The sequence below is a fragment of the Microbacterium sp. NPDC055502 genome, assembly GCF_053643635.1.
This window is the reverse complement of sequence record NZ_JBSHKJ010000001.1, coordinates 2,208,199-2,221,954: the sequence shown is the minus strand read 5'-3', so window position 1 is coordinate 2,221,954 and position 13,756 is coordinate 2,208,199. Positions and strand designations below refer to the sequence as shown.

14 protein-coding genes and 1 tRNA gene are annotated in these 13,756 nt (G+C 72.7%); 3 read left to right on the top strand and 12 right to left on the bottom strand.

What is annotated here, in order from left to right; translation table 11 throughout:
* The first annotated feature begins 27 nt into the window (after nt 1-27).
* Nucleotides 28-100, top strand: a tRNA-Leu gene (locus tag ACWH95_RS10775).
* Nucleotides 101-113: 13 nt separating this feature from the next.
* Here the strand turns inward: ACWH95_RS10775 and ACWH95_RS10770 are convergent.
* The 11 genes from ACWH95_RS10770 to ACWH95_RS10720 all read right to left on the bottom strand — a co-directional run bounded on the left by ACWH95_RS10770 (nt 114) and on the right by ACWH95_RS10720 (nt 11,117).
* On the bottom strand, nt 114-1,007 hold the full coding sequence (locus tag ACWH95_RS10770) for a cation-transporting ATPase (RefSeq protein ID WP_378803548.1): 894 nt from the start codon (nt 1,005-1,007) through the stop codon (nt 114-116).
* A gap of 224 nt (nt 1,008-1,231) precedes the next feature.
* Complete coding sequence (locus ACWH95_RS10765; protein WP_378803547.1) at nt 1,232-2,290, bottom strand: hypothetical protein; 1,059 nt, start codon at nt 2,288-2,290, stop codon at nt 1,232-1,234.
* Nucleotides 2,291-2,497: 207 nt separating this feature from the next.
* Complete coding sequence (locus ACWH95_RS10760; RefSeq protein WP_136036077.1) at nt 2,498-3,991, bottom strand: NAD(P)/FAD-dependent oxidoreductase; 1,494 nt, start codon at nt 3,989-3,991, stop codon at nt 2,498-2,500.
* Nucleotides 3,992-4,016: 25 nt separating this feature from the next.
* A complete protein-coding gene (locus tag ACWH95_RS10755; protein ID WP_136033435.1) occupies nt 4,017-5,333 on the bottom strand; it encodes a S8 family serine peptidase in 1,317 nt (438 codons plus the stop codon).
* Nucleotides 5,330-5,869 carry a DUF501 domain-containing protein gene (locus ACWH95_RS10750; RefSeq protein ID WP_136033433.1) on the bottom strand — a complete coding sequence of 180 codons (540 nt, stop codon included), beginning with the start codon at nt 5,867-5,869 and terminating at the stop codon, nt 5,330-5,332. Before ACWH95_RS10750 ends, ACWH95_RS10755 begins: the two co-directional genes overlap by 4 nt.
* Before the next feature lie 47 nt (nt 5,870-5,916).
* Nucleotides 5,917-6,483: an FtsB family cell division protein gene (locus ACWH95_RS10745; protein WP_454120637.1), complete on the bottom strand. Its 567-nt coding sequence runs from the start codon at nt 6,481-6,483 to the stop codon at nt 5,917-5,919.
* Between the two features lie 75 nt (nt 6,484-6,558).
* On the bottom strand, nt 6,559-7,839 hold the full coding sequence (gene eno, locus ACWH95_RS10740; RefSeq protein ID WP_454120636.1) for a phosphopyruvate hydratase: 1,281 nt from the start codon (nt 7,837-7,839) through the stop codon (nt 6,559-6,561).
* 126 nt (nt 7,840-7,965) lie between these two features.
* Nucleotides 7,966-8,625, bottom strand: a complete 660-nt coding sequence (locus tag ACWH95_RS10735; protein ID WP_378803545.1) for an O-methyltransferase — start codon at nt 8,623-8,625, stop codon at nt 7,966-7,968.
* Nucleotides 8,626-8,629: 4 nt separating this feature from the next.
* Nucleotides 8,630-9,622, bottom strand: coding sequence for a CPBP family intramembrane glutamic endopeptidase (locus tag ACWH95_RS10730; RefSeq protein WP_454120635.1), 993 nt, complete (start codon nt 9,620-9,622; stop codon nt 8,630-8,632).
* Nucleotides 9,619-10,689: a DUF1648 domain-containing protein gene (locus ACWH95_RS10725; protein ID WP_454120634.1), complete on the bottom strand. Its 1,071-nt coding sequence runs from the start codon at nt 10,687-10,689 to the stop codon at nt 9,619-9,621. The genes ACWH95_RS10730 and ACWH95_RS10725 overlap by 4 nt, the downstream gene beginning before the upstream one ends.
* Nucleotides 10,686-11,117, bottom strand: a complete 432-nt coding sequence (locus ACWH95_RS10720) for a GntR family transcriptional regulator (protein ID WP_136036075.1) — start codon at nt 11,115-11,117, stop codon at nt 10,686-10,688. The genes ACWH95_RS10725 and ACWH95_RS10720 overlap by 4 nt, the downstream gene beginning before the upstream one ends.
* A 100-nt stretch (nt 11,118-11,217) precedes the next feature.
* Here ACWH95_RS10720 and ACWH95_RS10715 point away from each other — a divergent pair, with 100 nt between their 5' ends.
* Together ACWH95_RS10715 and ACWH95_RS10710 are read left to right on the top strand one after the other, a co-directional pair.
* Nucleotides 11,218-11,688 (top strand): PaaI family thioesterase, encoded by a 471-nt coding sequence (locus ACWH95_RS10715; protein ID WP_136033419.1) that lies wholly within the window; start codon nt 11,218-11,220, stop codon nt 11,686-11,688.
* Between the two features lie 41 nt (nt 11,689-11,729).
* On the top strand, nt 11,730-12,986 hold the full coding sequence (locus ACWH95_RS10710) for an APC family permease (RefSeq protein WP_454120632.1): 1,257 nt from the start codon (nt 11,730-11,732) through the stop codon (nt 12,984-12,986).
* Here ACWH95_RS10710 and ACWH95_RS10705 read toward each other — a convergent pair.
* Nucleotides 12,962-13,741 carry a helix-turn-helix domain-containing protein gene (locus tag ACWH95_RS10705; protein ID WP_447652843.1) on the bottom strand — a complete coding sequence of 260 codons (780 nt, stop codon included), beginning with the start codon at nt 13,739-13,741 and terminating at the stop codon, nt 12,962-12,964. The genes ACWH95_RS10710 and ACWH95_RS10705 overlap by 25 nt on opposite strands.
* Nucleotides 13,742-13,756: the final 15 nt, after the last annotated feature.

The following is a 13,756-nucleotide window of genomic DNA, read 5'->3' as shown; positions in this document are numbered from 1 at the left end:
GTTCGCCGGCGCTAGGCTGGCGACGCGGCCCCCGTAGCCCAATGGCAGAGGCAGGCGACTTAAAATCGCCTCAGTCTGGGTTCGAGTCCCAGCGGGGGCACCGGACCCGAGGGTCAGCGCCCGAACAGGTCACCGATCCCGGGGACGCCCAGGTCGCCCAGGCGGTCGCCCCAGCCCGTCGCGGTCTCTCCGAGGCCGGACACCGCGTCCCCCGCCGATCCCAGGAGATCTCCGGCGCCGCCCGTCAGCGCCTCGACATCGACGCCGGATACCAGCGCCTCGACGTCCAGGCCCTCTGCGAGGGCGCCGAAGTCCACGCCGAGCGATGCGGCCTGGTCGAGCAGCGGCGCGGCGACCGCGCTGACCACCGCACCGCCGGCCACGACGCCGAGCAGACCGACGGCGGCACCACCCGCCGCGACGGCAGCCCCGCCGGCCCCGACGCCGCGCGCGCGGGACAGCAGACCGCGCATCCGTCCCGGTCGCATCGCCTCCGCCCGCCCGGCCGCCCTGGCCAGATCGTCGGGGGCGGACGACCGCGGCCGCTCACCCGCGGGGAGCTCCCGCTGCATGCGCGCCGCCACGACCTCGCGCTGCTGCGGGGTGAGCCGCGCGAACGCCTCGCGGTGGAGCTGCTCGATGCGCTGAGGATCGGCCGTCTGCATCAGGTAGTCGTACCGGGCGATCGCGGCACGATCCTGCGGGGAGAGCGCGGATCCGCCGCGGTGCGGTGCGGGCGGCTGCGCGAAGGCCCCCGCGGGTCGTGTCCGGTCCTGGACGCGACGGGCGGTCGCGTCGTGCGCGGGCGGCGGCGCGTACGGGTCGCCCGGTCGTGCAGCGGACGGCGAGGCGTCGCGGGTGCCGCGCACCTGGTCGACCGCACCGCGGATCATTCCGCCCCAATCGGTGGACTCCCGCCCCGTGTCCCCGGGCCGCCGCGAGGATGTCGCGCCGCCCGTGTCGAGCGCGTCGGAGGCGAGGCGGATGAGTCGGGAGAGCTTTCCCATGGTGATCCCTTCGTGGGGCGGGCCACCGGGAGGGTCGACGTCCAGCATCGGCAGGGGTCTCCGGGCAGCCCGCGAACGGGTGCCAAGGTCTCCTCCGCCCGGAAGGGCCAGCGGGCCGGGACACGATGTCATGTCCGTAGTGACGACGACGCTGCAGACGGGAGTACTCCCCTTGCACTTCGAAACCCTAGCGGGCAGGGCTATGGATCCTCTCCACTGCCCGCTCAGCCGAGATCGTCGAGCACCTCGAGCACGTCGTCGCGGATGGCGAGGAACGCCGCATGCACCTCGGTGCGCCCGCCGTCCTCCGAGAGCGCCGCGACCGTGCGTCCCAGCGCCCCGAGGGGGAGCGTCCCGGCGGACTCCCGAGCGCTCAGCTCCCCGAAGCCCTCCGGAGGCGACCCCGCGCGCGCCGCGAGCAGGAGCTGATCGCACAGCACCGAGGCCGCGCCCAGGAGCGACGCCGCGGCACGCAGATCGCTGCGGGCGACCTCGGTGCACAGCAGGCGGTCGCGGATGATGCGGGTGAGCCGCCGCGAATGCGGAGCGGGGATCGCCCGCCTCGACCGGATGCGCCAGCGATCATCTCCGTCCAGGGGCGCCTCGTATGACACCGGCTCGCCGTCGCTCACATGGATCGCCGGGACCTGCATCGGTGTGGGAAGCGGATCCCCTGCCCACCACGCCGCCGGTGCCTCCGCCGTCGGAAGGAACGCTGTCGCGCGCTCTGCTCGCGCCGCCCCCGCGCCATCCGGGCGGAGGTCGGCGACCTGCACGAGGCTGGGGTTGCTGGCGAAGTGGGACAGGCCGCGGGATCGGATGACTCGGAACAGCGCTTCCCCATCGTCGACGGGAGCGCTGTCGTCGGCGGCGGCGAGCTCGGCGGCGACCGCGACCGGCAAAACGGTGGCGACGACGGACGCCGTCTTCCCCGGCGGGGCGACCCACGGCCGCCCGGCGAAGGCAGCGATCCGCACCGCGTGCGACGCGTAGGTGTCCCACCCCGAGAAGAAGCTCAGCACCGCGGCGGGCTGACGCCTCACCGCGTCGCGGACCTGAGCGAGAAGCGCCGGATGCGCGTCCACGTCACCCGAGAGCACGAGATGATGAGTCGCCCGGCGGCTCCACGGCTGCCAGACGGGACGCGGGGAACCGCGACGCGCCGACGGTTCGATCCCGTCGGAGACGATCTGGACGGGAGCGCTGCGGAGCTCGTGCGCCAGGGCGACCGCCCGGTTCTCGAGCCCCGGCAGGGCGCGGATCGAGACGCTGAGCGTCGGCATCGAACCCCCACTCCGCGTCGCCACCTGGTCTCCTCGCATCGCGCACGATCCACACGGCCGCCCACACGGCCTTGTCCACGCTCCCGGAAAGCGTACAATCTGACATGTTACGTGGCCAACTCTTGCGGCGTCTCCACCCTCATACGTCCGGCCCGGAACGAGAACGGCCCCGCACGCATTCGCGTACGGGGCCGTTCGGTGTCGTCGTCACTTGACGGGCGCGGTCTCCGCTGTCGCCGAAGCCTTCGCGGCGGGCTTCTTCGCCGCCGCCTTCTTCGGAGCGGGCTTCACATCGGCCGGGGTCTCCGCGGCGGGAGCCCCCTTCGCGGCCGGAGCCGACTTCGCCGGAGCAGCCGCCGGGGCCGCGTCGGCCGGTGCCGCCGGACGCGGACGCGCCGCGAACTCCTCGAACACGTAGCGCGGGTTCTGCACGGTCTCGAGGTTGACCAGGTCGCGGCCGAGCCACAGGTTGTTCCACCAGCCCCACAGCACGCGCCACTTGCGCTCCCACGTCGGCATCGCGAGTCCGTGGTACCCGCGGTGCGCGACCCAGGCGATGAAGCCCTTGAGGGCGATCTTGCCGGACTGGAAGACGCCGTTGTACAGGCCGAGACCGGCCACGGCCCCGAGGTTCTTGTGGAAGTACTCCTTGGGCGCCTCGCCACGGAGCACCGCCACCAGGTTCTTCGCGAGGAGCTTGGCCTGACGCACCGCGTGCTGCGCGTTCGGCACGCAGAATCCGCCGACGCCACCACCCGACAGGTCGGGCACGGCCGAGACGTCACCGGCAGCCCAGGCGCCCTCGACGAAGGCCTCCGGGGTGCCAACGCGCAGGTCGGCGCGGGTCTGGATGCGACCGCGCTCCTCGATCGGCAGGTCGCCGCCGCGCACGACGGTCGGGTTGGCCATGACGCCCGCGGTCCAGACGATCACGTCGGTCGGGATGACCTCGCCCGTCGAGAGCTCGACGTTGCCGTCGATCGCACCCGTGACCTGCGTGTCGAGGTGCACGTTGGCGCCGCGCTTCGCGAGGTCCTTGAGCACCCACTCGCTGGTCTTGAGCGACACCTCGGGCATGATCCGCCCCATCGCCTCGATCAGGTGGAAGTGCGTGTCCTCGAAGTGGATCTGCGGGTACTTGCTCACGAGCGACGAGGCCAGCGAGCGCAGCTCGGCGAACACCTCGATGCCGGCGAAGCCACCACCCACGACGACCACGGTCAGCAGACGGTCGCGCTCGGGACCGGCGGGAAGCGAGGCGGCCTTGTCGAAGTTCGACATGACCTTGTCGCGGATCGCCACGGCCTCTTCGATGGTCTTGAGACCGATCGCGTTGTCGGCGATGCCCGGGATCGGGAACGTGCGCGAGACGGCACCCGCGGTGACCACGATCTGGTCGTACGCGAACTCGTACGGCTCGCCGACGGGCGGCGTGATCGTCACGGTCTTCTGCGCGTGGTTGATGTTGGTCACCTTGGCGGTGAGCACGTGCGTGCGCTTGAGGTGGCGGCGGTGGGCGACCACCGAGTGACGTGCCTCGATCGAACCGGCGGCGACCTCGGGAAGGAACGGCTGGTACGTCATGTACGGCAGCGGGTCCACCATGGTCACGTCGGCCTCACCCTTGCGCAGGTGCTTCTCGAGCTTCCACGCGGTGTAGAAACCTGCGTAGCCCCCGCCGACGATCAGGATCTTGGGCACAGTGCTGTTCTGAGGCACAGAAGAACTACTCCTCGGAGTCGGGATTGTGGCGTACGGGAACGCGCGCCGATCGGATGCGCCGGGCAGCTGCGGTGACGCCAAGCGCTATCAGGATACCAGGCACCGTGAGTGCGACGAGCGGCAGGGTACCGTAGCGCAGTGATTCGGCGCTGGGAAGCAGCGGTGAGCCGGCCTCGCTCGGTTGATCCGCATCGGGAAGCGGAGGCACGGCGACCGGGGTCAGCTCGGGCTGCGGCGCCGGTTCGCTCTCGGCTCGGCGGAACAGCCGGATCCACTCCGCCAGGTCGCCCATCGGGTTCGTGTCGACCGAGGGAAGGGTGGCCGAGATCGCCGCGGCAGCATCGACCAGCCCGTAGCCGTAGAGCGGATCGCGGGGCTTCTGCGCATCGGGTACGGGTATCGCCGTCTTGATGATGCGGTTGATCACGTCGTTCGCGGAGATGTCGGGATGTGCCGACCGGATGAGCGCGGCGATCCCCGCCACGATCGGTGCCGCACCGCTCGTGCCGTTCCACTTGACGACTTCCCCGTCGGCCGAGACACCGAGCAGGCCCTCACTGGGCGCCGAGATCCCGATCGTGATGCCCTGCGTCGATGCCTCGATGCTCGCGGTCCCCGTCTGATCGACACCGCCCACCGTGAGCACACCGGGGATCGTGGCGGGAGCGCCGATGATGTTCGTGCCGCTCCCCCGGTTGCCCGCCGCGACCACCACGACCACGTCGTGCTCGAACGCGTAGAGGAACGCGTCGTCCCAGCTCTCGTCCCAGTCCAGGGTGTTGGTGGTGAACGAGAGGTTGATGATGTCGGCCCCGTTGTCCACCGCCCACCGCATCGCTTTCGCCACCTGCTCCGTGAAGGGCACGGCGGCCGCCGCGCCGAAGCCCACGGACACCGACAGCAGCTTGGCCTCCGGGGCGACGCCGATCATGCCGGTGCCGTCGGGGGCGCCGCGACCGGCGGCGAGGGACGCCACCCAGGACCCGTGGTTGCCGTCGATCGCGCCCAGCGGCGTCCGTCCATCCGGCGTCCCCGTGCCGGAGACGTCCGTGCCGCCGACCACCGCGTCGCCGAACGTCTGCGGGACCTTGCCGATGCCCGTGTCGATCACCGCGATGGTCGTACCCTCGCCACGCGTCGTCTGCCACGCCTCGCGGATCCGCGCGCCGTCGAGCCAGTACTCCGCCGCGCGCACCGGGTCGGCGGGGTCGTCCGGGATCGGCGGCGGCGTCGCCGCCGTCGCGCTCGACCCCAGCAGCAGCACCGTCGTCGCCACCGCGGCGGCGGCGACCACGCTGCGCAGCATCCGCCGTCCGGTCATGCCGAGCGCGCCGCCTCGCGCACAGCCGCACCGGGGTCCTCGCAGCGGCAGACCTCGGGCGACCAGGACGAGCGCTCGAGCGCCGCGTCGCCGATCGGGTTCACACCGGGGCCGGCCGCGAGGGCGTGCCCGGCGAGAGCGTGCAGGCACTTGACGCGGGTGGGCATGCCGCCCGCCGAGATGCCGTCGATCTCCGGAACCTCACCGAACTGCGCGCGATCGGCCAGGTACGCGTCGTGCGCCGCGCGATACGCCTCGGCGACCTCCGCATCGTCGTCCAGCAGAGCGGCGAGCTCCGGCATCACATGCGTGGCCTCGAGCGTCGACATGGCCGCGGTCGCCGCGGGATGGGTCAGGTAGTAGAACGTGGGGAACGGCGTCCCGTCCGGAAGCCGCGGCGTGGTGGCGACCACCGTCGGGTTGCCGCAGCGGCACCGCGCCGCGATCCCGACCACTCCCCGCGCGGGGCGGCCGAGCTGCGCGGACACGACGGCGAGTTCGGCGGGCGTGGGGGCGGGGAACGGGGGCGTCGTCACCACACCAGCGTAGGGGAGGCTCCAGGGAGGATGCTCGGAGCGGAAGCTCAGCGGGTGACGGCCACGGTGTCGCTGAGGCCGGCGGACACGAGCGTGCGCAGCAGCTGCGGCATCCAGTCCGCGGGGCGCTCCTCCAGGGTGTCGCTCACCGGTTCCTGCTCCCGCGGCAGCGCCGACGGATCGAGGTCGTTGTCGATCAGGTACACGACCTCGCCGGGCTTGACGTAATACAGGCGCTCGCGCGCCTGGGTCGTGATGTAGGCGGGATCGTCCCACCGATCGCGCTCGGCGGAGAGCGCGGCGATCTCGGCCTCGCTGACCTGCACCGAGGCCTCCAGCGCCGCGATCTTCTGCCGCTGGTCGATGAACGTCCCGAGCGTGGGGACCAGCACCCAGGCGCCGAGCACCACGAGCGACAGCATGATCGCAGAGAACGCGGACAGTCGGATCCCCGACGCCCACTCCCGCACGTCCACCCGCGGCGCGGCGCCCTCCGCGCTCCGTGGCGCTCGACGCCCCGGCTTCGCGGACGGTGCCGGCCGTGCGGTCTTGGCCGTCGCGGGGCGCGGAGACGCGTTCGACGACGACGGAGGAGGAGCCGGTCGTCGTGCCACGGCTCCTCCTCCGTCATGCCGCCTCGGCGGCGTCGTCCTGCCGCGGCTCACGCGGCTCTGTCACTGTGTGTGCGCTCAGGCCCGGTAGCGCGGGAACGCAGAGCGGCCGGCGAAGACCGCGGCGTCGCCGAGCTCCTCCTCGATGCGCAGCAGCTGGTTGTACTTCGCGACGCGCTCGCTGCGCGCCGGGGCACCCGCCTTGATCTGACCCGCGTTCGTGGCGACCACGAGGTCGGCGATCGTGGTGTCCTCCGTCTCGCCCGAGCGGTGCGACAGCATGGCCGTGTAGCCGGAGCGCTGCGCCAGGCTGACCGCGTCGAACGTCTCGGTGAGCGTGCCGATCTGGTTGACCTTCACCAGCAGCGAGTTGGCCACGCCGCGGGCGATGCCGTCGGCGAGACGCTGCGGGTTGGTGACGAACAGGTCGTCGCCGACCAGCTGCACCTTCGAGCCGAGCGCCTCGGTGAGGTGCTTCCAGTTGTCCCAGTCGTCTTCGGCGAGTGCGTCTTCGATGGTGACGATCGGGAAGTCGTTCACCAGGCCGACGTAGTACTCGGTCAGCGCCGCGGCGTCCCAGTCCTTGTTGTCGAGGCGGTACACGCCGTCGTTGAAGAACTCGGTGGCGGCGACGTCGAGGCCCAGCGCGATGTCGGTGCCCGGGGCGAACCCGGCCTTCTCGATGGCCTTGACCAGGAAGTCGAGGCCCTCGCGGTTGCTGGGCAGGTCGGGGGCGAAGCCGCCCTCGTCGCCGAGGCCCGTGGCGTAGCCGGCGGCCTTCAGCTCGGCACGCAGCACGTGGTAGGTCTCGACGCCCCAGCGCAGCGCTTCGGAGTAGGTCTCGGCGCCGATCGGAGCGAGGAAGAACTCCTGCATGTCGATGCCGTTGTCGGCGTGCTCGCCGCCGTTGATCACGTTGAACAGCGGCACGGGCAGCACGTGCGCGTTGGGGCCGCCCAGGTAGCGGAACAGCGGGAGGTCTGCGGAGTCGGCGGCGGCCTTCGCGACCGCAAGGCTGACGCCGAGGATGGCGTTCGCGCCGACGCGCTTCTTGTTCTCGGTGCCGTCGACCTCGATCAGGATCTCGTCGACGATGCGCTGCTCGCTCGCCTCCACGCCCTCGAGCGCCGGGCCGAGCTCGTCGATCACGGCCTCGACGGCCTTGCGCACGCCCTTGCCCCCGTAGCGGCTCTTGTCGCCGTCGCGCAGCTCGTACGCCTCGAAGGCGCCGGTCGACGCACCGGACGGCACGGCCGCACGCTGCACGATGCCGTCGTCGAGGAGCACCTCCACCTCGACGGTCGGGTTTCCGCGCGAGTCGAGAATCTCGCGTGCGCCTACAGCCTCGATCAGTGCCACTGATGTGCTCCTTGCTCAGGGAAAAGGTTGTGTGGAGCGTCGTCGATCCGCGCCCCAGTCTAGCCCCGGGCTCGGACGGCGCCGGGGTGACAGGCGGCGCCGGGTGGATGCCGCGCGCGGGCCGGGTCAGACCACGAGGGCCAGTGCGACGCCGTCCCAGCCCTTCAGCCCCACGGTCTGCAGCGCGGTCGCATCGAACCGCGGGTCCTCCCCCAGCATCCGCAGGCCCTCCCTGGTGCCGACGACCTTCGAATCGGTCGAGTCGTCGCGCACGATCTCACCGTCGCGGCCGATGTTGTCGAGCACGACCACGGTGCCGGGATGCCCGAGCCGCGCGGCCCAGTCCAGGTACACGGTGTTGGACTCCTTGTCGGCGTCGATGAACACCAGGTCGAACCCGCCCACCAGCGTCGGGAGCACGTCGGCGCCGCGGCCGATGCGGATGTCCACCCGTTCGCCGACACCGGCCGCATCGAGGCTCGCCCTGGCCACCGCGGCGTTGTCCGCCTCGGCCTCGACCGTCACGACCCGTCCCTCCTCCCCCACGGCGCGTGCGAGCCAGATCGTGGAGTAGCCGCCGAGCGTGCCGATCTCCAGCACCCGCCGCGCCCCGCTCAACCGCACCAGCAGGTTCAGCAGCTTGCCCGCCAGGGGCGCGACCTCGATCTCGGGCAGCCCCGCGGCCCGTTGGGCGGCGAGCGCCGCGTCGAGCGCGGGATCGGGCTCCAGGAGCTGCTCGGCGAGGAAGGTGTCGGCGTCGGCCCAGGCGGCGGGGGTGGAGTCCATGCGCTCAGCCAACCCCCGGCGCACGCGGCGCGTCAAGCGTCGCCGCCGCTGCTCCGGCTCGCCGCGGCGCGAGCGGCGGCTGCACCCGGAACTGCCCGGTCAGCAGCAGCACGAGGATCACCACCGCCGCGACCAGCCAGGCCGCGACACCCAGCGGTCCCGCCAGCGCGAGGTCGGGCTGTGTCGCGGCGAACAGCACCACCATCCCGGCCGCGGCGTTCAGCGAACCGTGCGCGACGACCGCCGGCCACACCGACCCGGAGCGCAGGCGCAGCCAGCCGAACAGCACACCCCACGCGACGCACCCGCCGACCATGAACAGCACGCCGGTGACGTCGGTGCGACCGAAGTTGTAGCCGAGCAGGATCACCGGACTGTGCCAGAGACCCCAGATGACACCGCTGAGCAGCAGTGCCGGCCAGGTGCCCAGCGGACGCAGGGCGGGCAGCAGCCACCCGCGCCACCCCAGTTCCTCACCGAACGCGAACCCCGCGTTGACCAGCGCGCCGAGCGGGATCATCGCGAGCTGCGCGAACACCACGACCTCGACCGGCGGCATCGGCGTGCCGGCGGGGAGCGCCCGTGCCAGCTCGGCCGCGAACGCCCCGGACGTCGGGTCGAGCCGCACCCAGCCGAGGGCGGCGGAGACCAGGATGCCGAGCGCCACCAGCAGCGGGGGGATCAGCCACGCCGCGACCAGGAGCCACACGACGCGCTTCGCCGGGCGCAGCGGCCAGAGCCCCAGGAAGCGCAGGCGCGCACCCGGCCTGGGCACCCGCATCACGAACACCACGAGCACCGTCGCGAGGGCGGGCGTCAGCATCATGGCCGGCAGCAGGAGCGTCGAGATCGGCTCAGCGAGCCCCGCACCCAGCCAGAGCGGCAGGGCGACCAGCCAGGCGAGCCCGCAGGCTGCCGCGATGAACACGAGCACCGCGGCCCACGGCACGCGCGTCACGGCTCCCTCCGCGTCGCGCTTCGTGTCGTCGACGGTCATCGTCCGCTCCTCTCGGTCGCCCCGTCGGGCCCTCCCCCGTGGCCCGTCCGCGCGGCGGCCCGATCGACGTAGGCCTGCAGCAGTGCCGCGGCCTCCTCCGCCCCGTCGATCGTCACGATGAACGGTCCGTGGTCGCGGCGCGCCACCTCGATCGCGGAGCCCTGTCGCATCACGATGCCGCTGCGGCCGTCCGGCGAGAAGCGCCACCCCCATCCGCCGAACTCCCCGAACGGCGAGACGGTCACGGCTCGCGCGGAAACGATGCGGTCGACCGGGATGCGCTGACGCGGCCAGCCGAGCGGAGCCTGCGCCGTGAGGCCCTCGGGTGTCACACGGACCCGGAACGACGCCGTCGCGGCCACGGCGAACGCCACCACCACGGTCACCAGGACCGCGATCCACGCCCCGGTGATGCCGCCCGCGAGCATCCACACCGCCAGCGCGATCAGCCCGAGGAGGACGACCAGAAGGAAGGCCAGGGCCCCGCGGGGCATGGTCGTGGTGCCCACCCAGACCACCCGTTCCCCGTCGGCCACCCGCACGACGTGCCGCGGCTCGAGCGTGCGCCCGGGCTCGGGCCTCACCCTGGGCTGAACGAGCCAGGCGACACCTCCGGTGACGAGGAGAGCGGCGAACGCGAGCGCCGTCACGACGCCGATGCCCGGGACCTCGGCGGTCGACGCGAGGTCGCGCTGGATCCACAGCGACCCGAGGCTCAGCACCGCCGCGAACCCGGACATGCCGGCCGCGAGCGCACCCATCAGCCGGGCGGCTCCGCCCCAGTGCGCAGCCACCGCGGCGAGCGTGGTCGCGGCCATCAGGAGCGGGAGGCCGAGCCCGACGCCGAGGAGCAGCCAGAGGTAGACGATCGGGGCACCGAAGCGGTCGGCGCCGTCGAGACCCCAGTGCACCGCGACGGTGCCGGGGAGCGAGGGCAGCCAGGACAGCAGCACCGCGGCGGCGACGGCCGTGATGACCACGGGTACGGCGACCGCGACCAGGACGAAGAGGAGGCGCGCCCGCCGCAGCAGCGCGGGCGGCGTGCGGGTGAGGTCGTGGGTCGTCATGGCGAATCCTCCTCTGTGGTGCGCGGTGTGGTGCGCGGTGTGGTCCGCTGTGCGGCGCGGGCGCTCCGGTCGTCGACGGGAGCGCGGTGGGTGCGGACGATGCCGGCGAGCGTCTCGGCGGAGACCCCCACCGCGGCGGCACGACGGACGAGTCCGTCGATCTCGTGCGCGAGCTCGACCAGCGGGGCCGCGGAGGCCGCGATCACCGCGCCCCTGCCGCGCCGGAGGTCGACGAGACCCTCGTCGCGCAGCCGCTGGTAGGCGTGCAGCACCGTGTGCTGGTTGATGTCGAGCGCGCTCGCGACGTCGCGCGCCGCGGGCAGCCGGTCGCCCGGGGTGAGCGCGCCCGCCAGGATGTCGGCCCGGATGGACGCGGCGACCTGGTCGTACAGCGCGTGCGGACTGTCGACGTCGACGCGGATCAGCATGGCGACCTCCTATCGCTACTTATTCTATGTCAACTAGAACAACTGTGCCAACCCTCCAGACGTCTTCGCCGGTCGCCGCCGCATCCTCCACACTGACCTCATGCGCATCACCCCCCGCCGCCTCGCGGTCGGCATGAGCCTGTGGATCCCGAACCTGTTCAGCGGCATCCGCGTGCGCCGGTTCAGCGAGGACTGGACCCACGCGACCGTCGAGCTGCACGTCAACGTCTTCACCCGCAACTACGTCAAGACGGCGTTCGGCGGCTCGATGTCGGCCATGACCGACCCGTACTTCTTCATGCTCGTGATGCACCAGCTCGGGCGCGACTACGTGGTGTGGGACACCCGCGGCGAGATCGAGTTCCTCAAGCCGGGACGCGGCGTGCTCACGGCCGAGTTCTCGGTGCCGCGGGAGAAGGCGGAGGAGCTGCGGCAGCGCGCCCACGGCGGCGGCAAGGTGCTCGAGTGGTTCGAGACCGTGATCACCGACCGCGACGGCGACACCGTGGCGAGCGTGCGGCGCCAGGTGTACATCCGCGAGAAGAAGCGCGTCACCGCCGCCCGCCGCTGACGCGACACCGGCCGTTCACCGGCACGTGGGACGATGGCCGCGTGCCCCTCGCCCGACGCCTGACCCTCGCCGACGCCGTCGCGATCGGCCTCGGCTCGATGATCGGCGCCGGCGTGTTCGCCGTGTGGGCCCCGGCCATCGGCGTGGCGGGCAGCGGCATCCTGATCGCCCTCGCGATCGCCGCCCTCGTGGCCTACTGCAACGCCACCGCGTCGGCACAGCTCGCCGCCGTCCACCCGGTCGCGGGCGGCACGTACGCCTACGCGCGCGCCGAGATCGGCCCGTGGTGGGGCTTCGTCGCCGGCTGGAGCTTCGTGATCGGCAAGATCGCGAGCTGCGCGGCCATGGCGATGACGTTCGCTGCCTACGCCGTCCCGCCCGCCTGGCAGACGCCGGTCGCGGTGCTCGCCGTCGCGGCGCTCGCGGTCGTCAACTGCTTCGGCGTCACCCGCACCGCGCTGCTGACCCGGATCCTCGTCGCCTGCTCCCTGCTCGGGCTCGCGGTCGTGGTGATCCTCGGGCTCGGCGCCGCTCCCACCTCGACCCCCGCCCCGCTGCCCGACGCGACCGCGTACGGCGTGCTCCAGGGAGCCGGGCTGCTGTTCTTCGCATTCGCCGGCTACGCCCGGATCGCGACGATGGGCGAGGAGGTCACCGACCCCGCGCGCACGATCCCCCGCGCGATCGCCCTGGCCCTCGGCGGCGCCGTGGTCGTCTATGCGCTGGTCGGCCTCACCGTGGTGCTGGTGCTCGGCGCCGAGGTGCAGGGCGCGACCGCGCCGCTGGCAGACGTGCTCGTCGCCGCCGGCTGGTCGTGGGCGACGCCCCTGGTGCGGATCGCCGCGGCGGCCGCGTCCCTCGGGGCACTCCTGGCGCTGCTCACCGGCATCGGACGCACCGTGCTCGCGATGGCCAGGGAGGGCGACCTGCCGCGGTTCCTGTCCCGCATCGACGCCCGGCATCAGGTGCCCCAGCGCGCGGAACTCGTGCTCGCGGCGCTCGTGATCGCGCTGGTGCTGACGGCCGACCTGCGCACCGCGATCGGCTTCTCCTCGTTCGGGGTGCTGCTCTACTACCTGATCGCCAATGCCGCGGCCTTCCGTCAGCGCGGTGCCGCCCGACGGTCGCCGCGCGCGCTCCAGGTGGTCGGCGCGCTCGGCTGCCTGGTGCTCGTGAACACGCTGCCCGTGGCGGCGTCCCTCATCGGAACGGCCGTGGTCGTCGCCGGGGTGGCCTATCGACTCGTGCGGCTGCGGCTCGAACGGCGCGCCGATCACTCCCGCAGCGCGGAACGGTAGCCCCGCGGAGCGATGCCCAGCACGGCCCGGAAGTCCCGGGTCAGGTGCGCGTGGTCGGCGTACCCGAGCTCGGCCGCGAGCGACGCCAGGTCGACCGCGGGCTCATCGCGCACGCGCTGCGCGGCCTCCTGCAACCGTCGGCGACGGATCATGGCCGCGGGCGACAGCCCCACGTGCCGTCGGGTGAGGCGCTGCAGGGTGCGCACCGACACCGCCAGGCGCGTCGCGGCCTCCTCGGGGGTCAGCGCCGCCCCGTCGCCGAACAGGGCGTCGAACACGGCGTTCGCACCTCGGGCATCGCCGTCGTCCGCCGGCGCGTTCGCCACGAGCCAGCGGGAGAACGCCGCGACCGCGCGCTCCCGGTGCCCCTCCCCCGTCGACATCGCCGCCGACACCCCGTCGTGCAGCTCCGGTGCCGCGACCGCGCGGGCGGTGTCGACGAGGGCTGCCGGATCGGGCTCGAGCGCGGGCACCGCGGCCGGACGCAGGAGGGCGCCGACGGCCCAGCCGCGCCCGCTCAGGTCGCGGTGGAACAGGCGGGTGGTCGCGCCGGACAGCGTCACGGCGTCGGGCTCGACCACGAGGTTGAGCGCCGGATACGACACCACCTCCTGCCGGGAGGAGCGTCCGGGCTCGATGTCCCACTCCGGGATCCAGAACCACGCCACGAGGTGCCGGACCTCGGGCGGAGCGGGCAGGCGGTGGAACTGCGGCAACCGCGCGGGATACAGCACACCCCTGGTCGGATTCACCATGCGCTCAGCGTAGGG

Bases quoted from the DNA above. Each gene is read 5' to 3' on its own strand.
- ACWH95_RS10770 (WP_378803548.1), bottom strand. From the start codon at position 1,007: ATGGGAAAGCTCTCCCGACTCATCCGCCTCGCCTCCGACGCGCTCGAC.
- ACWH95_RS10765 (WP_378803547.1), bottom strand. From the start codon at position 2,290: ATGCCGACGCTCAGCGTCTCGATCCGCGCCCTGCCGGGGCTCGAGAAC.
- ACWH95_RS10755 (WP_136033435.1), bottom strand. From the start codon at position 5,333: ATGACCGGACGGCGGATGCTGCGCAGCGTGGTCGCCGCCGCCGCGGTG.
- ACWH95_RS10735 (WP_378803545.1), bottom strand. From the start codon at position 8,625: ATGGACTCCACCCCCGCCGCCTGGGCCGACGCCGACACCTTCCTCGCC.
- ACWH95_RS10730 (WP_454120635.1), bottom strand. From the start codon at position 9,622: ATGACCGTCGACGACACGAAGCGCGACGCGGAGGGAGCCGTGACGCGC.
- ACWH95_RS10725 (WP_454120634.1), bottom strand. From the start codon at position 10,689: ATGACGACCCACGACCTCACCCGCACGCCGCCCGCGCTGCTGCGGCGG.
- ACWH95_RS10720 (WP_136036075.1), bottom strand. From the start codon at position 11,117: ATGCTGATCCGCGTCGACGTCGACAGTCCGCACGCGCTGTACGACCAG.
- ACWH95_RS10715 (WP_136033419.1), top strand. From the start codon at position 11,218: ATGCGCATCACCCCCCGCCGCCTCGCGGTCGGCATGAGCCTGTGGATC.
- ACWH95_RS10705 (WP_447652843.1), bottom strand. From the start codon at position 13,741: ATGGTGAATCCGACCAGGGGTGTGCTGTATCCCGCGCGGTTGCCGCAG.